The 17,356-nt window shown below is 66.3% G+C and carries 16 protein-coding genes, 1 pseudogene and 1 riboswitch; of the genes and pseudogenes, 9 read left to right on the top strand and 8 right to left on the bottom strand.

Features of this window, described 5'->3' with window-relative positions:
- Positions 1-149 precede the first annotated feature (149 nt).
- Both NG696_RS03890 and NG696_RS03885 read left to right on the top strand, forming a co-directional pair.
- Positions 150-1,067: a glycosyltransferase gene (locus tag NG696_RS03890; protein ID WP_252574123.1), complete on the top strand. Its 918-nt coding sequence runs from the start codon at positions 150-152 to the stop codon at positions 1,065-1,067.
- Between the two features lie 3 nt (positions 1,068-1,070).
- Complete coding sequence (locus tag NG696_RS03885; RefSeq protein WP_252574120.1) at positions 1,071-2,339, top strand: DNA glycosylase AlkZ-like family protein; 1,269 nt, start codon at positions 1,071-1,073, stop codon at positions 2,337-2,339.
- Between the two features lie 66 nt (positions 2,340-2,405).
- Here NG696_RS03885 and tadA read toward each other — a convergent pair whose 3' ends face one another.
- Positions 2,406-2,912: a tRNA adenosine(34) deaminase TadA gene (gene tadA, locus NG696_RS03880; RefSeq protein ID WP_252567053.1), complete on the bottom strand. Its 507-nt coding sequence runs from the start codon at positions 2,910-2,912 to the stop codon at positions 2,406-2,408.
- A 122-nt stretch (positions 2,913-3,034) separates the two neighbouring features.
- Between tadA and NG696_RS03875 the strand changes: the two genes are divergently transcribed.
- The 4 genes and pseudogenes from NG696_RS03875 to NG696_RS03860 all read left to right on the top strand — a co-directional run bounded on the left by NG696_RS03875 (position 3,035) and on the right by NG696_RS03860 (position 5,547).
- Positions 3,035-3,727 (top strand): phosphatase PAP2 family protein, encoded by a 693-nt coding sequence (locus NG696_RS03875; RefSeq protein ID WP_374211168.1) that lies wholly within the window; start codon positions 3,035-3,037, stop codon positions 3,725-3,727.
- A gap of 42 nt (positions 3,728-3,769) precedes the next feature.
- Positions 3,770-4,405: a uracil phosphoribosyltransferase gene (gene upp, locus NG696_RS03870; protein ID WP_056342624.1), complete on the top strand. Its 636-nt coding sequence runs from the start codon at positions 3,770-3,772 to the stop codon at positions 4,403-4,405.
- Positions 4,406-4,467: 62 nt separating this feature from the next.
- Positions 4,468-4,821, top strand: a pseudogene (locus NG696_RS03865) (VOC family protein).
- Between the two features lie 45 nt (positions 4,822-4,866).
- Positions 4,867-5,547, top strand: coding sequence for an HAD-IA family hydrolase (locus NG696_RS03860; protein WP_252574118.1), 681 nt, complete (start codon positions 4,867-4,869; stop codon positions 5,545-5,547).
- Positions 5,548-5,620: 73 nt separating this feature from the next.
- On the opposite strand, the gene NG696_RS03855 is transcribed toward NG696_RS03860, so the two are convergent.
- The 3 genes from NG696_RS03855 to NG696_RS03845 form a co-directional block, all read right to left on the bottom strand.
- Positions 5,621-6,337, bottom strand: a complete 717-nt coding sequence (locus NG696_RS03855; RefSeq protein WP_252574115.1) for an aggregation-promoting factor C-terminal-like domain-containing protein — start codon at positions 6,335-6,337, stop codon at positions 5,621-5,623.
- A gap of 5 nt (positions 6,338-6,342) precedes the next feature.
- Positions 6,343-6,495: riboswitch (cyclic di-AMP (ydaO/yuaA leader) on the bottom strand.
- 144 nt (positions 6,496-6,639) lie between these two features.
- Complete coding sequence (locus tag NG696_RS03850; protein WP_252574112.1) at positions 6,640-8,148, bottom strand: HAMP domain-containing sensor histidine kinase; 1,509 nt, start codon at positions 8,146-8,148, stop codon at positions 6,640-6,642.
- A gap of 7 nt (positions 8,149-8,155) precedes the next feature.
- Positions 8,156-8,896, bottom strand: coding sequence for a response regulator transcription factor (locus tag NG696_RS03845; RefSeq protein ID WP_252574109.1), 741 nt, complete (start codon positions 8,894-8,896; stop codon positions 8,156-8,158).
- A gap of 607 nt (positions 8,897-9,503) precedes the next feature.
- Here NG696_RS03845 and NG696_RS03840 point away from each other — a divergent pair.
- Together NG696_RS03840 and NG696_RS03835 are read left to right on the top strand one after the other, a co-directional pair.
- The gene (locus tag NG696_RS03840) at positions 9,504-10,370 is read left to right on the top strand and encodes a winged helix-turn-helix domain-containing protein (protein ID WP_252567062.1); all 867 of its coding nucleotides are present in this window, start codon (positions 9,504-9,506) and stop codon (positions 10,368-10,370) included.
- A 318-nt stretch (positions 10,371-10,688) separates the two neighbouring features.
- Positions 10,689-11,216: a SixA phosphatase family protein gene (locus NG696_RS03835; RefSeq protein ID WP_160677714.1), complete on the top strand. Its 528-nt coding sequence runs from the start codon at positions 10,689-10,691 to the stop codon at positions 11,214-11,216.
- Here the strand turns inward: NG696_RS03835 and NG696_RS03830 are convergent.
- On the bottom strand, positions 11,194-12,156 hold the full coding sequence (locus NG696_RS03830; RefSeq protein WP_252574106.1) for a LysR family transcriptional regulator: 963 nt from the start codon (positions 12,154-12,156) through the stop codon (positions 11,194-11,196). The two genes, NG696_RS03835 and NG696_RS03830, sit on opposite strands and share 23 nt — an antisense overlap.
- Before the next feature lie 72 nt (positions 12,157-12,228).
- Here NG696_RS03830 and NG696_RS03825 point away from each other — a divergent pair, with 72 nt between their 5' ends.
- Positions 12,229-13,254 carry an EamA family transporter gene (locus NG696_RS03825; RefSeq protein WP_252574102.1) on the top strand — a complete coding sequence of 342 codons (1,026 nt, stop codon included), beginning with the start codon at positions 12,229-12,231 and terminating at the stop codon, positions 13,252-13,254.
- Between the two features lie 544 nt (positions 13,255-13,798).
- Here NG696_RS03825 and NG696_RS03820 read toward each other — a convergent pair.
- From NG696_RS03820 to NG696_RS03810, 3 genes are all read right to left on the bottom strand, one after another.
- Positions 13,799-14,413 carry a TetR/AcrR family transcriptional regulator gene (locus NG696_RS03820; RefSeq protein WP_252567070.1) on the bottom strand — a complete coding sequence of 205 codons (615 nt, stop codon included), beginning with the start codon at positions 14,411-14,413 and terminating at the stop codon, positions 13,799-13,801.
- Positions 14,414-14,556: 143 nt separating this feature from the next.
- Positions 14,557-16,593, bottom strand: a complete 2,037-nt coding sequence (locus NG696_RS03815; protein ID WP_252574101.1) for a YhgE/Pip family protein — start codon at positions 16,591-16,593, stop codon at positions 14,557-14,559.
- Positions 16,590-17,297 carry a sugar ABC transporter ATP-binding protein gene (locus tag NG696_RS03810; protein WP_252567074.1) on the bottom strand — a complete coding sequence of 236 codons (708 nt, stop codon included), beginning with the start codon at positions 17,295-17,297 and terminating at the stop codon, positions 16,590-16,592. Before NG696_RS03810 ends, NG696_RS03815 begins: the two co-directional genes overlap by 4 nt.
- Positions 17,298-17,356: the final 59 nt, after the last annotated feature.

Genomic DNA, 17,356 nt, shown 5'->3' with positions numbered 1-17,356 from the left:
GGCCACCCGCTACGACAAACTGGCCCTCACCTACCGCTCAGCGACCGTTCTGCACGCCGTCGTCATCTGGAGCACCCTATTAGGAGACACGCCCTAGCGAACTGGAGTACGCCGCGGCCGCCGGACAACACACGTGGGTCCTGCAGCATATGCCGTCGCCCAGCCACCCCGACGGCGAGGGGCGGGCATTGCGGGCGGCCGCCGGTGTGATCTGCACGAGTTCGTCCGCTGCGGCCTCGGCGGCAGAAAAGCACGGGCTCCGCGCCAGCGGGATTGCCTTGCCCGGGACGGATCCTGCCCCGGTGGCGTCAGGTTCGGCCCCGCCCCACATCATTGCGGTGGCCGCGCTGCTGCCCAACAAGGACCAGCTGCTGACCGTGGCGGCGCTGGCAAGGCTCCAGGACCTCGCCTGGACAGCGTCCCTGGTGGGAACGGACGACGCCGATCCCGCCTATGCGGCACAGGTCCGGGCAGCCATTGCCTCCTCTGGATTGGAGGACAGGGTGCGTGTGACCGGCCAGCTCGCCGGGACCGCCCTGGCGGACGCGTGGAACCGGACGGACCTGAGCCTGCTGGTGTCCCGGGCCGAAGCCTTTGGGCTTGTGGTGACGGAATCGTTGGCCCACGGGATTCCCGTCATCGTGCGGGAGGGAACCGGCGCCGTGGACGCGTTGGGACTCGCCCGAAGACTCGCCGGCAGGCTCGCGGGAAGACCGGACGGCGAGCGTGGTGGTGAACGTGATGCCGGGGCATATGCGGTGCCAGGTGCCGCCGTCGGACTCGCCGGACCCGAAGGCGACGCACCTCGTGGCAACGGACCTGAAGACCACCACCCGGATGTGCTCGCTGCCGTGATCCGCCAGTGGCTGGTGGACGAATCCCTCCGCGTCGGCTGGCGTGCGGCTGCACTGGCGGCACGGGAACATCTGCCCGGCTGGGACTCCACCGCCCGGAACGTCCTGGAAATCCTCGGCGTGCCTGCTAAAAAGCCTGCTGCCAAAACGCCTGCTGAAGAAACCCCAGCCGAGGGGATGCCTACCGCTGCGCGTACGGCCGGTGGACAATAAGCCATGACCACGCTCCCGACCTCCGCCGCCGTCTTGATCCCACAAGCCGTGATCCCACAAGCCCTGAGCCAAGATGCCCCGGATCCGCAGGTGCTAACTCCGGAGCTCCTCAGGGCATGGGCCTGGCGCAAGCAGGGCCTCGACGGCACACTGCAGGGCGCGGACGCCGCCGACGTGTTTAGCAGGGCGGGCTGGGCCCGTTCCGTCGGCGGCGCCAACCCGTACCTCACGCTCTTTGCCCGCGCCGGCACTAGCCGTGCGCAGGCGGATGCCGACGTCCTGTCGCTGAAAATCCATGAGCTGCCCACCGCCCGCGGCTGCACCTATGTGCTGGGACAGGATGACTTTGCGTGGGGCCTCCAGATCGGCCGGGACGCCGCGGTGGCGCCGTTCCGTGTGCTGGCGAGGATGGGCGTCGAGCGCGGCGAGATCACGCTGCTGGAGGAGGAGATCCTCCACGCCCTGGCCGAGGCCGGTAGCCCGCTGGACCCCAAACAGCTCAAGGATCTCCTGGGTGATTCTGTCAGGAACCTCGGCGAGGAGGGCAAAAAGAAGGGCGCGGCCACCACGTTGCCGACCGCCTTGGGCCTCCTCCAGGCGGACGGCCGGATCCGGCGCGTGCCCGCCAACGGCCGGCTGGATCAGCAGCGCTACGCCTACACACTGTGGGGTCTGCAGCGCACCGCCATGGACGACGACGCCGCCCGCAGCCTCCTGCTGGCGCGCTATCTCGGCTGGACCGGCGGTGCCACGGTCAAGCAGTCGCAATGGTTCACCGGGTTCACCCTGGCCCACACCAGGGCGGCGTTGGCCGCCACTGGGGCGGTGGAGGTTCCCACCGCCAACGGTGAGGTGCTGTGGATGATGCCCGACGACGTCGGGCGGCTTGCGTTGTTCGAGGCGCCGGCCGAGGAACAGATTCAGCTGCTGGCCGGCACGGACTCGTTGGTCCTGCTCCGCAGGAATTCAGGGGATCTGTTTGCCGAGCAGGACAAGGGAAAGCAGATCCTGGGTTCCACGTTGGCGTTGCAGGCTGACCTGCCGGACCATCCGATCTTTGACCGCGGCCGGATCATCGGGCTGTGGCAATACGATCCCGGGAAATCACGGATTGCCTATTGGCTCTTTGACGGGGCCACACCCGCAGTATCCCGGCGCATCGCCGAGGTAGAGGCCTGGATCCGGGACGAACTGGGGGACTTCCGCTCCTTCAGCCTGGACTCACCGGCCTCCCGCCAGGACAGGATCGCCGCCCTGGATGCAGCCGGCTGAGAGTCGTGCAGGCAGGTGAGAGCGCTACAGCAGGCCCGAGACGAATTGCAGCCCGCCTGCGACCCGTTACAGCCGGCTGCGGTGCGCTGCGAAGAAGTCCCTGAGGACCGCTCCGCACTCCTCTTCCCTGACCCCGCCGTACACCTCAACCCAGTGGTTGAGCCGGCGCTCGCGGAGGATATCGAAAACCGAGCCTGCCGCTCCGGCTTTCTCATCCCAGGCGCCGAAGACCACGCGGGGAATCCTGGCCAGGACCACCGCGCCGGCGCACATGGCGCACGGCTCCAGAGTCACCACGAGCGTGCAGTCGGCCAGCCGCCAGCCGTCCCCGGTGCCGCCGTCGAGTTTGGACAAGGCACGCAACCGGTCCGCCGCCTGACGGATGGCCACTATCTCTGCGTGGGCAGTGGGGTCTCCCAGCTCTTCCCGCTGGTTCCGTCCGGAACCCAGCACGGCGCCGTCGGGCCCAATCACCACGGCGCCGATCGGCACGTCCTCGGTGTCCAGCGCGCGCCGTGCTTCGTCCAGGGCAAGACCCATCCATTCGAGGTGGTTCTTTTCTGCGGCGACCATGGCTCAATGATAGTTTCGAAGGATATCCAGCCTGCAAAGCATGGACGCCGGGAGGCATAGTGGACACGTTCAGGGACCGTCTGGGCCAATGGTTCAAACCATACGCCGCGCTGTGGCTGACCATGCTGGTGGGCGGCGCCTTAGTGGTCACCATGGCGCTCCTGGGTGCCGAGGTCTACAACAACGTGGTGGATGAAGAGGGACTGGCCGCCCTGGACCTGCCCGCGCTGGAGCTGTCCCAGGGCCTTCGGAACCCCGCGCTGGATGCCGGGGTGACGGCTTTCACCAACATCGGCGGGGGCATCGGCATGCCCATCCTAGCCAGCATCCTGACAGCCTGGCTCACGTTCCTGAGCCGGACCTTGCGGCCCATCGTCCTGGTGGGCGGCGCCGCGGCCGTCTCCACGCTGGCCACCACGGTGGGCAAGCGGCTCGTGGGCCGCACCCGCCCGGACCACGCCGAAGCTGTCCCTCCGTACGAGACTTCGCCGTCCTTCCCCAGCGGCCACACGCTGAATACGACGGTGGTGATCGGTGTCCTGGTGTACGTCATGTGCCTCCAGTTCGAAATGCTGTGGGCGCGCGTCACTTCCATCACCGCCGGGGTGATCTTCATCATCGCGATGGGCCTGAGTCGGGTGTTCCTGGGCCACCACTGGCTGACGGATGTGATGGCCGGATGGTTCCTGGGCCTTGCCTGGGTGGGCATGGTGATCCTTGCGCACCGGCTGTTCCACGTGCTGCGGAAACGCGAGCACGCGGGCCCGGCACCCACGTTCGAACACCCCGCACTGCGGGATGATCCGTCGAGCTGATTCCCGGCCGGAGGCCCTCCGCGCGGGTGATAGTTTTGACGCATGCGCACTCTCGTTGTGGACCACCCGCTGGTCGCCCATAAGCTCACCGTCCTGCGGGACAAGAACACTCCGTCACCGGTCTTCCGGCAGCTGACGGAAGAGCTGGTGACCCTCCTGGCCTACGAAGCCACCCGCGAGGTCCGCACCCAGCCGGTCACCATCGAGACGCCGGTCAGCACTACAGTGGGCACCGCATTCACCAAGCCCACGCCGCTGGTGGTCCCCATCCTGCGCGCCGGGCTCGGCATGCTTGAGGGCATGACCAAGCTGGTCCCCACCGCTGAGGTGGGCTTCCTGGGCATGGCCCGCGACGAAGAAACCCTGGACATCATCACCTACGCGGAGCGGCTCCCGGAGGACCTGACGGACCGGCAGATCTTTGTGCTGGATCCCATGCTTGCCACCGGCGGAACCCTGCGCGAGGCCATCAAGTTCCTGTTCAAGCGCGGCGCCTCCGACGTCACGTGCATTTGCCTCCTGGCCGCGCCGGAAGGCCTGGCCAAGCTCGAAGAGGAACTGGCCGAGGCCAACGTGACCATCGTGCTGGCCTCCATTGACGAACGGCTCGACGAGAAATCCTACATCGTTCCCGGGCTCGGCGATGCCGGCGACCGCCTGTACGGCATCGCCGGCTAATTCGGGGCTGCTTCGGATTTCAGGCCTTCTGCTTTCCTGCCGCTGCCTTTAGCCTGTGGCGCATGGACTGGAAACTTGAACTCGTTTTTGTGCCCGTATCCGACGTGGACCGCGCCAAGGATTTCTACGTCAACAAAGTTGGATTCAACCCGGATTTCGACGAGCGGCCCATGGCTGGCATCCGCTTCGTCCAGCTGACCCCGCCGTGATCCGCCCGCTCCATTTGTATTGGCGAGGGCCTCAATCACGCCCCTCCGGGTACGGCCCCAAGCCTGCAGATGGTGGTCAGCGACATCCAGGCTGCCCACGACCACCTCAAGGGTAACGGTGTGGAGGTCAGCGACATTGACGTGCAGGACTGGGGGCACTTCGTCTATTTCGCTGATCCCGATGGCATCCCGGGTCGTGACGCCTAAGGGCGTGATGCCTGGGGTCGTGACGCCTAAGGCAAAATGGGCAGCATGAACATCCCCACACCTGCCGCCACGCGAACCCTGACCTGCCGGGCCGTCCTTTTCGATATGGACGGCACACTGGTGGACTCCACGGCAGTAGTGGAGGAGGTCTGGGGAGAATTCGCGGCCAGGTACGGCCTGGACTTTGCGGAAATCCTGCGCACTTCGCACGGCGTCCAGGCTGCCGATACCGTACGCCGGTTCGCGCCGGCCGGCGCCGACGTCGTGGCGCTCACTGCGGAACTCGGCGCGATGGAAAGGGTGCGGACTGCCGGTATCGTCGCGTTGCCGGGGGCTGCCGACCTGCTTCGCAGCCTCCCGGCCGGGGCAGTGGCGCTGGTGACTTCAGCGGACAGGACCCTGGCGGACATCCGCATGGACGCTGCCGGGCTGGCGATGCCGGCCACGGCCGTGACGGCGGACCTGGTCACACGGGGCAAGCCGCACCCGGAAGGCTATCTGATGGCCGCCGGTCTGCTGGGCGTGAAACCGGAGGACGCCGTGGTGTTCGAGGATGCGCCCGCAGGAATCGCGGCAGGCGTTGCCGCCGGCATCCGGACGGTGGCCGTGGGGCCCAATGCGGGCGAGTTGCCGGCAGGCGTGCTGCATATCGCGGATTACCGTGCCGTGACCGCCTCCGTGGAAATGGACGCCGCGGGACGGCAGCTCATTTCTTTCCGGCTTTGAGTCCGGCGGAACACCTTGGTGATCTGCGGCGCGGCGTGCGGCCAGCGCCGCGCCGCGCCGCGGGGGAGTCGGCCTAGTACCAGTTGTGCGACAGGTGGAAGTTCAGCGCGCCGCACGGTGACTGGTAGCGCTCCTGGATGTAGTTCAGGCCCCAGTTGATCTGCGTGCGGTAGTTGGTGACGTAGTCCGCGCCGGCGCTAGCCATCTTCTCAGCGGGCAATGACTGGACGATGCCGTACGCGCCGCTGCTGGCGTTGGTGGCCGTGGTGGTCCATTCGGATTCCTTGGTCCACAGCGTCTGCAGGCACTGCATCTGGTCAGCGGACCAGCCGTACGTCGCCAGCTGGCCAGCAGCGTAGGCCTGCGCTCCTGCGGGGTCGTTGACGGCCACAACAGGCGCGGGTGCAGGTTCCGGAGCGGGCTCCGGGGCCGGGGCAGGTGCCGGTTCGGCGGCCTGGGGCGCGACGTTGATCTCGGCCGGCGCAGCTTCCGGGGAGGCCGGGGGCTGGATCTCGGCTGCCTCGAAGCTCAGCTTCGACTGGGCGCTGGCTTCTTCGGCGGCCTGGTCCGCGCTGGCCGCAAGCGACGCAGACTCGGAAGCGTGTGCTGCGGCACTGACGCCGACCAGCAGGGCGCACGCCGTCGCGAACACCGCGACGCGCTGGCCCACGGAGGGAATGCGGGCCGCCTTGGCCTTTGGGGACATAGCTGCACCGAAGCGGGTCTGCTTGCGGTGGCTGTGGGACTTTGTGTCGCCCTGCGGGCGCGTTTGTACCTTGAATTCAGACATGATGGATCGCCTCTCACACCTGCGGAGTTAGCTGTCGGGTTCGGATGAGGGCATCCGGCCACACGGCACAATCACGTGTTGGCTTAACCCCAAAGGGCACTTGGTGCCCGGGACGGTGGGTCCCCCGCCTCTGCCTCTGAAAACGGAATCCGGGAAGCGGCAGAGCTTGGCGTCATCCGGATATGCAGCCCAACGGGAACCACACGTCATCGACGCTACAGGAGTTGGAAGCTTAAGTCACATTTTGGTAACAGGAATCACGACGACGGTGTGTCGCCTTGCTGCGCTTGGGCGTTAGTGGGTCACGCCAGCGCGCTGGCAGGGAAGAGTAACGCGAACTCGGTCCGTCCGGCCCGCGATGTCACTTCCACGCTCCCGCCGTGGGCCTCCATGATCGACTGGACAATGGACAGGCCCAAGCCACTAGTGCCTTCGGACGCCCCGGCGGCCGAGGCCGGAGCCGTACCCTTGCGGGCCGCGTCTGCGCGGGCAAACCGGGAGAAAACGTGGTCAACGAATTCCGCAGGGATGCCCCCGCCGTCGTCCGTTACCGTCACCGCTGCACCGCCATTGGCAGACTTGGTGAGAGCTGTGACCACGGTGGTCCCGGGCGCCGTGTGCTTGCGGGCATTGGAGAGCAGGTTGACCAGCATCTGACGCAGTTGGGACGCATCTCCGGTGACGGCGAGCGGCTCGTCGGGCAGTTCAAGGCGCCAGCGGTGGTCCGGGGCGATGACTTTCTCGTCACTGACGGTTTCGATGACGAGTTGTGTGAGGTCAACTTCGCTGAGCTTCAGGGGCTGGCCCTCATCGAGCCGGGCGAGCAGGAGCAGATCCTCCACCAGGGTGGTCATGCGTTCGGACTGGCTCTGCACCCGGGCCAGGGACTTCCGGCCGTCGGGCGTGAAGCTCTCGGTCATGCGCATCAGCTCGGTGTACCCGCGGATGGCGGTCAGCGGGGTGCGCAGCTCATGGGAAGCGTCGGCAACGAACTGCCGCACCTTGGTCTCGCTCTTCTGCCTGGCTTCCAGGGCGTTGGCCACGTTGTCCAGCATGAGGTTGACGGCGTGCCCCACGCTGCCCACCTCGGTCCCGGGGTTGGAGTTCGACGGCGGGACGCGCACCGCGAGTGCCACCTCGCCGGCATCCAAGGGGAGCTGCGAGACGCGGGTGGCAACCTCGGAAAGCTGCTCCAGCGGCTTCATGGTGCGCCGGATGAGCACCGTTCCGGCAAGGCCGATCAGCACCAGCCCGCCCAGGGAGACAAACACAAACGTCCACACCAGCGACGCCAGAGTACTCTCCTTGGCGGCGAGCGGAAGGCCCGTGACAAGGACATCGCCGTAGCCGGTTTTCACGGCCACAATCCGGTAATCCCCGTTGGACAGCGAGCGGTTCACGGGAAGGCTGTTCTGCGTCAGCGCCAGCAGGTTTTGCTTGTCTTCGGCGTCGAGGGCCAGGCGCGTGGTGTCCGAGTCCAGGAAGCCGCCACTGTTGATCTGGCCGTTCAGGATCCGTGCATTCAGCGTTCCGACACTTTGCCCGCGGGAGTCAAGCGGGTCCGGCCTGCCGTTGAATCCGCCCAGGGGCGGGCGGCCCGGATCGTTCGAGCGTTTGGCGGCCTGGCTCAGCTGTTCATCCAGCTGCCCGGTGAGAAACGAGTCCATGGAGGCGTAACTGAACAGCCCCACGGCTCCGCAGATGGCCACCAACAGGGCCATGGCCAACAGGATCAGGCGCGTGCGCAGATGCCAGGTGTCCGGTTTCAGCCAGCTCCGGGCTGGTGCTGGGGTGGCTCGCGGCGAGGACATGGAGCTGCTACTCAGCCGGCTTGATGACGTAGCCGGCACCCCGCACGGTATGGATCATGGGCGGGTGCACTGCATCCACTTTCTTGCGCAGGTAGGAGATGTAGAGCTCCACGATGTTGGCCTGGCCGCCGAAGTCATAGTTCCAGACGCGGTCCAGGATCTGGGCTTTGCTGATCACGCGTTTGGGGTTCTCCATGAGGTACCGGAGCAGCTCGAACTGGGTGGCGGTGAGCTGGAGGTTGTCGCCCGCTCGGGTCACTTCGCGGGTGTCGATGTTGAGGACAAGATCGCCCACCACAAGTTCGGCAGTGTCCATCGCGGCAACGCCGGAGCGCTGGACCAGGCGGTGCAGCCGCAGCAGGACCTCTTCCATGCTGAACGGCTTGGTCACGTAGTCGTCCCCGCCGGCCGCCAGGCCCACGATCCTGTCCTGGACGGCGTCCTTGGCGGTCAGGAAAAGCGCAGGTACCTCGGGCGCGAAGGCGCGGATCCTGCCCAGCAGCTCAACGCCGTCGAATCCTGGCAGCATTACGTCCAGCACCAGAACGTCCGGGCGGAACTCCTTGGCAAGCTTAACGGCCTCCGGGCCATCCGAAGCCACGGCAACGGACCATCCGGCCATGCGCAGCCCCATGCTCATGAGTTCGGAAAGGCTGGGTTCGTCGTCAACCACCAGGGCGCGGATGGGGGAGCCGTCCGGGTGGGTCAGTTGCGGAAGGTTGTTGGTCATGGGGTGCGAAGTGGCCATGGGACAACTCTCCGATCATTCGGTGAGCCCGCGCTATGTGGTTCCTGTGCGCACGCTGTGAATCCCAGCCTAGCGAGCTGGATGGGGGAGCGGGCCGCCGACAATTCGCGGGTTTGAGCCGTTTCCGTTGGACAGGCGGCAAAAGGTAACAGGCAATTTCGGCAAGTCATAGCACCGTGAATTTCACGGGCTTAGCAGGGCAACAGAGCGAAGATTGTTCGCCCCAGAGGGCTATTTGCGGACCTCCGGCGGACAACAACTCCTATTTTGTCGTCATTTCAGAATGGTGATCTATCACACAAAACCGCATTTTGTCTCACTATGCGGAACAACGCACCCATTGTTACTTGCAAGTTCTCATTGTTACGTTGCACACTTTGAATTGTGAACAAGAACTCAACAGCACCTGCAGCCGCAGAATATTGGCCCAGCACATCCGCTGGTGCCGACATGCGCTGTTGTCGAATGCACGCCTGACCTTCAGACCCCACGAAGTTCCTAGGCATTCGCCCCCCAGCCCAGCGTAGGGCGCCCTCCCCAGATCTCATTGCGGGGAAAATCAGCATTCGAGCCGCGATGACGGCCATTCACATTGAGGTAAGCATTCATGTCAGTTGCATCCGGATACGTCCACATCTCCGTCCGTAACGCAGGCAAGGCGGGCCAGGCCTCCGGCCTCCGCCAAGGCTTCGGCGCCCGACCGGCATTCGCCCCGGCAGCCCCCGGCGCCAGCTTTCCCGCCCCTGGCTACGCACCCCAGGGCTACAACCCCAACTCCTACGGCCAGCTCCGTGCTGTCCAGCCTGCCGAAGCCGCGCCGCTGACCGCGCCCACCCCGGTTGTCGCTGGACCAAACGCCGTGCGGCCCGTCGCCAACGACACCGTTGCCCGTGGATTTGTCCTCTACATGGGCATCGACGAGGAAACCGCAGCGGCTGCCGGAACCTCAATTGCCAAACTTGCCCAGGAAATCCGCGCTTACGCACAGTCACTCGTGACCGGCGCCGAAAGCTACGCGGCCGTGGCCGTGGCCCCGGCCAGCACCCCGGGTTCCGCGCTCGACGTCGTCCGGTCCACCTTTGGTGACCCCACCGTGAACGCACAGAAGCGCACCGAGACTGCCCGGCTGCAGCAGCCCCAGGACCCGCGCCCGTCCGGTGTCCTGATCGACCTTGCCCGCCGCGAAGTCCACCTTGACGGCGAATCCCTAAACCTGACCTTCAAGGAATTCGAACTCCTGAACTACCTGGTGGAAAACGGCACCCGCACGGTTGGCCGCGATGAACTGCTCGAGGGCCTGTGGCGCAACGCCGAGGAAGTGCCCAACGAGCGCACCATCGACGTCCACATCCGCCGGCTCCGCTCCAAGCTGGGCCGCCTCGCCAACACCGTCCGTACCGTCCGCGGCCAGGGCTACCGCTTCTACGAGCACCCCGAAGTTATTGTCTGGGCCGCTCCGGAATACTCGATCTAGTCCTTACTTCAGTACCGCCAAAAGGCGGCACGACCCCTCTGCGCCTGCGCTCGTACCTCACGCAACAACGGCGCTTTCGGGATGTGCCGCCTTTTCGCGTTCAGCCCGGACCAGCGAGTGTTGGCCTCCGCGGCTGTTGCTCGAGGGCCCGGTGGCCCAGGTTTGTCACGGGGAGCATGCTTTTGGCTTCCTGGCATTGGCCCGGGCCCGGCATTCTGCGGGGCTGGACTCTCACGCCCGCCAAAAGCGTGCTGGGCGTGACGGGCGTTGGCGGGTTTTTCGGCGTCGCCGCGGGTCTTGCGGGTCTAGGCTTGGGGGATGAGCGACCACCACATCAAACGCCTGGTGATCATGCGGCATGCCAAGGCCGACTGGCCCGGCGGCGTGGCGGATCATGAGCGGCCGCTGGAGGAACGGGGCCACCGCGAGGCGCCCCTGGCCGGCAAGTGGCTGGTCAAGCACAGCATCCTCCCGGACTTCATCCTGTGTTCCAGTGCGCTGCGCACCCGCCAGACCTGCACCTGGGTGTGCTCAGAACTGGGGGATAAGGCCCCGACGCCGAAGCTTGAGGACGGCCTCTACGCCGCCTCTGCGCTGCGGATGCTCGCCGTGGTCAACCATGTGCCTGACACCGTGACAACGCTTATGCTCATCTCGCACATGCCTGGCGTCCAGGACCTCGCCATGCACCTGGCCTCACGCGACTCAAACCACGACGCCTACATGGACGCCGCCACACGTTACCCCACCAGCGCCCTCACGGTGCTGGAAACGGAAAAATCCTGGGCCGAGCTGGACGGGCAGGACGCCCGGCTGACCAAGTTCAAGGTCCCGCGAGCCCACTGACCCCAGGGGACCCGCTGACCACCCGGGACCCGGCGACCCCGCGCGTCTCGGCGACCTCCCGCAGCAGTCCGGCGACGTGCTGGATACCCGGGCTGGCCGCCATGGTCCGGCGGTACACGATGCCCACCTGTCTGACCTGCGTGGGGTTGACCAGGGACAGGCAGATGACGTCCGCAGGCAGCGCGGGCCGGCCGAGGCGGGGGACCAGCGCCACAACGGCTCCCTGCTCCACCAGTGCGATGTGGGTTGCGAAGTCTGGATCGTAGACCCTGATGTCCGGCACCCGGCCAAGATCGGCGAAGATCCTCAGCAGCGCCTCGTTGCAGATGGCGCCGTGCGGTGTGCTGATCCAGCGTTCATCCACGAGGTCAGCCGGTTCCACCTGGCTGTGTACCGCCAGGGGATGGTCGCGGTGCATTAGGACGTCCGCTACGTCCTCGCACAGCCACTCAAGCGTCATATGCTCCGGTATGACCAGTGGGACGGAGTTCCAATTGTGGACCACACCCAGGTCCGCTTCTCCGTTGGCCACCCGCGCCACCGCTTCCCGAGGGTCCTCGGCCAGCACGCTGAGGTCCAGGTCCGCTCCGGATGAAGCCAGCCGTCCCAGCAGCGGCCCCACGAGGCCCCGACAGGCAGTGGAAAAGGAAACAACCCTGAGGTTTCCGGTAGGTTTGGCCGGATCCGCCAAGAGGGTGGATTCCAGTTCCTCGAGCTCCGACAGGATACGCCGGCCGTAGGCTGCCAAGGTGAGCCCCCGCTCGGTCAGCAGCACCCCGCGGCCGCGGCGCTCCAGGACGGGGAACCCGGTCTGCTTCTCCAGCTTCTTGATCTGCTGGGAGACGGCCGACGGACTGAAGCCCATCACCTCGGACGCCGCTATGACCGAACCGTGCTGTTCAATCGCCGCCAGTGCCCGCAGCGAACTGATCTCAATCATGAAGCAAACGTACATGATTCGACGCATAATTCAACGCTGGTGCTTCATCTCCCGTTCTGTAAGAGTGGGACCGTGAACCTCCGACACTCCCTCCTTGCTGCCCTGGTCGCCGTTCTCTGGGGCCTGAACTTCGTCGCCATCGACTTCGGCCTGCATGCGAACGGCCGTGAGGTTCCCCCGCTGCTGTTTGTGGCCATGCGGTTCCTTCTGGTGGTCTTCCCCTGGATCTTCTTCATCAGGAAGCCGGACGTCAGCTGGAAGGCGATCATCGGCGTCGGCGTTTTTATGAGCGCGGGCCAGTTCGGTCTCCTCTACCTGGCCATGGCGCTGGGCATGCCGGCGGGCCTCGCCTCCCTGGTCCTCCAGGCGCAGGTGCTGCTCACCGTCCTCCTGGCTGCAGGGTTCCTGCGCGAGCGTCCCAGCCGGAGCCAGTTGGCTGGCGTCGTTCTAGGCGTTGCGGGGCTGGCCGTGGTGGCTGTCGGCCGCAGTGCCGTGGCCCCGGTGCTCCCGCTTATCATCGTCCTGGGAGCCGCGCTGTCCTGGGCCGCCGGCAACGTGATTGCGCGTCAGGCCAAGGCCGCCTCCGGGCTGGGGCTGGTGGTCTGGTCCGGCGCAGTGGTTCCGCTGCCCCTAGCCGGGCTGTCGTTGCTGGTGGATGGCCCGGACGTGGTGTTCGGCACGCTGGCAGACCTCCAACCGGCCACGATCCTAAGTGCCCTGTACACAGCCATTTTCGCGTCGTTGGTGGGGTATGGAATTTGGAACCGGCTCCTGGCCAGCTATCCGTCGTCGGCCGTGGTGCCCTTTACCCTGCTGGTGCCCGTGGTGGGGATGAGCGCGGCCTGGCTGACGTTGGGGGAGGTGCCGACGCCGGCGGAACTGGCTGGCGGGCTGCTCCTCCTGGGCGGGGTGGCGACTGCCGTGCTCGCCGGCCGAGGCCGGCAGGTTCTGCTGGGTCAGCGGCGGGGTGCTGGTTTGGCGCCCGTCTTGGTGCCCGGTTTGGGTGCCGTTTTGCGGACCGGGGAGGCGGACGACGACGGCCGCTTGGCTGCTGAGGCTGGCATCCGGGCGGGCGCGCGGGCGCCTGACGCGCGCTGACCGGTGGCGGCACCCCGGGGTGCCGCGCCCCGGGCCGCCGTGGCTCCGGTTGCCGGGCGCCGCGCAGTAGGGCGGCCAGTGCCGGAAGCGGGCCGCCGCTTGGCTGGCGAGGGCCTCCGTTTGGCAGTCCCCAACCGCCTTCCCGCCGGCCAGGCTGCGCCGAGGAACAGGACCGCTAGCGTGGCCACCGCTGAGGCCGCACCCCAGTAGAAGTAGTTGTCCGGATCCCCGGTGGGGAGCGGTGTGCCGAAGATCGACGACTGCTCGGCGAAGGCCAGCTCCCAGGTGCTGACGAAGGCAAGGGAGAAGGCAATGGTGAGGCTGGATCCCACCGCGGTGGCCACCAATACAAAGAGGCGCCCGCGGGCCAGGACCTCCGCCACGGCGGCAACATATGCCAGCGCAACCAGGCCCAGGAACGTGACCATTACGGCCTCTTCCAGGGTGATGGCGGTGAGCACCAGCATACCCAAGGCGGCGACGGCCGCGATCACGGCGAACTTCCCCCTGTTACCCATGTGGCGCATGTGTCCAATCATCCCTGCTACTTCACGACATAGCCGCGCAGGATTGCCATGATTGCTGCAACGCTTTGGTCACGGGTGCGTTCCGGGTTGTAGGTTTGCCGGTCAAGCCCCACCACAAAGCAGGCGCCAAAGATCGCCGTTTCGAGGCTGCCCCGCGAGACCGTTTCGTCCACCGGATAGACGGCAGCCACGTTCTCTATGGCCGCGCCGATGACCGCCAGGAGTTCAGACCGGAGCACCGCGAACGTGTCCCGCCATTCGCTGGGAGTCCGCCAGTTTTCGCTCACCCACAACCGGGCGAAAGACGGGTAATCGGCCATGAAATCCATGGCCTGGCCGATCATTGCCTCCATGGCCACCAGCGGATCGGCCCCGGGCTGCCCGGCCTCGCTGAGCAGGCGTGCCTTCAGGATGTCCACGCCGTGCCGCAGCAGCTGCGCGATCAGGTCCGACTTGCTGCCGAAGTTGTAGTAGACAGTGCCCTTGGAGACACCCGCCGCCGCGGCAATCTCGTCCACAGTGACACCCGCTGCGCCACGCTGGCCGATCAGCTCCATGGACGCGTCGAAGAGCTTCTGCCGGGTGGCGTTGGTCCGGGCCGGGCGGAGTTTCTTCTCGGCCGGACCGTGCATGGCCGGATCGTGCCCAACGGGTTCATGTACGCCAGGATCGTGCCCGACAGGACCATGCCCAACGGGTTCATGTACGCCAGGATCGTGCCCGACAGGATCATACCCAACGGGATCAGGCACGTCAGGTCCGGGAACGGGGTGGCTCATACCGCGATCTCCGGCTTGAGCGTTTTGAGGGTCCAGTGCTTGTGCTTCCGGACAGCAAACGTGGACATCGCCGCGCCCAGCAACGTGTAGCCAAGCAGCCCCAGGACAGTGGGCACGATCCCGGACAGGTCCGCGCCGTAGATGAGGTGCCGCATGCCCGTGACGACGTAGCCCATAGGCAGGATCTCGTGGACCACGTGGAGTGGCTGCGGAGTGGTCTGCCAGGGGAACGTGCCGCCCGAGGACACCAGCTGTAGCACCAGCAGGATCAGCACCACCAGTTTGCCTGGTGACCCCAGCAGCGCCACGATGCCTTGGATGATGGCGCTGAAGGCCATGGCCGCGGCCAGCATAAACAGCCACATCAGCACCGGATGCGCCGGGTTGAGGCCCAGCGCCAGATTCACCACGAGGGTCAGCAGGCTCGCCTGCACCACCGAAACGGCCAGGAACGGAAGCCAGCCGCCGACGGCGATTTTCCAGGCCGGAGCGTTCGACGCCAGGGCCCGCTGGGTGATGGGCCGCATCGCCTGGACCAGCATAAAGATGCCGATCCACAAGGCGAGCGTCAGGAAGAACGGTGCCAGCCCCGCGCCGTAGGAATCCGCCTTTGCCTGGGAGACATTGCTAACCGCAACCGGATCGGCAATCACCTCTGAGAGGCTGCTCATCTGCGAATCGTCCGGGTTGGGCACCTGCCCGGCTCCCTTGGCAATTTCGTTGGCCAGCGTCCGTGAGCCGTTAGCTGCGGTGGCGGCACCCGCTTCAAGCTGGCCCGCGCCGGCGTCGAGCGTTTGCGCCCCTTCCGAGAGGCGCCTGGCGCCATCCAGCGCAGACTGCTCGCCGGTGGCCAGCGTGGCCGCCCCGGTGTGGAGCTGGTCTGCGCCACCGGAGGCCTGAACAATGGCGTCCTTCAGGGCAGGGGTGGCCGTTGCCAGCTGGGCTGCGCCGACGCTCACGGCTTCGGAGCCGTCCGCGAGCTGCTGGATTTGGGTGGCGTCGGTCTGGATCCGGGTTTTCGCTGCGGCCACGGGGCTGGAGGCTGCCACGGTATCGAAGTCGGCCAGGATTTTGTCGGCCTGCACCTGGGTGATCACTTCGGATGCGACCAGGCGGGCATTCGATTCGATCACGCGCGTCCGGAGTCCTTGGTCCGCGGCATCAAGCTGCGTAACGACGCCCTGGACCTTGGTGTTCAGCTGCGCGTTCCCGGCGGCCACCTGGGCCGCGCCGTTGGCCAGGGTCTGGGTGTCGGTGGGCAGGGTGGCGGTCTTGTCCTTCAGGACGGAGAGCCCGCTGCTGAGCTGCCCGGCGCCGTCGGTCAGCTGATTGGCGCCATCACGCAATTTCAGCTGCCCGTTGTAGAGTTCGCCCGCCCCGGCGCTGAGCTCGCTGGTGCCCGTATGCAGGGTGACGGTCCCGTCGCGGAGGGTGGCGACGCCGTCCGCCAGCTGCCCGGCGCCGTCAGCGGCCTTGAGCATCTGGGCGTGGATGGTGCCGAAGCCGGTGAGCAGCTGGGTCGCCGTCTCTTCGCCTACTTCCTTGGCCACAGTGGTGTGCACCGCGGTGGTCAGTTTGTCCACGATGGTGCTCAGCAGGTAGTTGTTGGCATCGTTGGTGGTGACGTTCAGCATCGCCTGGCTGGCCGAATCGAAGCTGCCGGGTGAGACCAGGTTTGTGGAGAACTCTGCCGGGATTTTCAGTGCAAACGCGTACTTGCCGCTGCTGACCCCTGCATCGGCCTCGGCCGCCGTGGGGACCACCTGCCAGTTGAAGACGTTGCCTTCCACCAGGCCGTCCGCCACCTTCTTGCCCGCCTGCAGCTCGGTGCCGTCGCTGGACGTGGCGCCGGTGTCTTCGACCACCAGGGCGGCGTCGATCTGGTTCAGGTTCCCGTAGGGATTCCAGTTGGCGTACAGGTACACGGCCCCATACAGGAGCGGCACCATGATCAGGGCCAGGATGGTCAGCTTCGGCAGCAACCCGCCGGTCATCCGCTTGAGTTCGGAACGGGCCAGCCGCAGCACTGTCACTTGGCATCCTCGGTTTCGAGTAAGAGGGATTCGGTTTCTTCGTCTGTGAGAGTCGGCGCATCGGGCGCTTCGTCCACGTCCGGGACGGCGTTACCGATCACCGTGGCCGGTCCCATCCACCCTGCCGGGAGGGCAGTAACCGTGACGACGACGGCGAGCGGCCGGCCGGCGTCGTACGCCAGCTCCTCAAGCCGCGGGAGCCAGTCCGCAGCGTGGGCACCGTGCCTGTCGGGGGAGTCCACCACCAGGAGGTCGGTGTGCGGGCTGGCGAGGGCCAGGGCCGTCAGCAGTTCAACGCGCCGGTCCGGAGCCAGCTGTTCCGTCCACAGGTCCGCGATGTCCTCGAAACTGTTGACTTTGAGCCAGGGCTTGCTGAGCAGCGCGCCCCGGTAACGGCGGGGGATCAGGGCGAGGTCCTCGGTGACAAGGTCCCGGACGCTCAGGTGCTGCTCGGGCTCATTCACGTTGGGGGAATCCACCAGGGCGCTCGCGAGGCGGAGGGATTTGGTTCGTTCGTTGGCGTCCCACGAGATCCGGCCGCCAGTGGGTTTCATGCGCCCGCTGATGGTCAGGGCAAGGGCTGTCCGCTGGTCCTGGCGTTCGGCGGTGACGAGGAGGAGCTCACCCCGGCCGACCCGCAGAGAGGTGGGCGGAAGCAAATCGTCGCGCCGGCCCTTCACAAGGAGCTGCTGTACGGAGAGCAAAAATGGCCTTTCGACGGTGTATGTCCACCTCCAGCCTAACTGAACTGACTGGTCAGTTC

This window comes from Pseudarthrobacter cellobiosi (assembly GCF_023913755.1).
Classification (GTDB): domain Bacteria; phylum Actinomycetota; class Actinomycetes; order Actinomycetales; family Micrococcaceae; genus Arthrobacter; species Arthrobacter cellobiosi.
The sequence above is the reverse complement of the archived record's forward strand: the minus strand, read 5'-3'. Positions and strand labels throughout refer to the sequence as shown.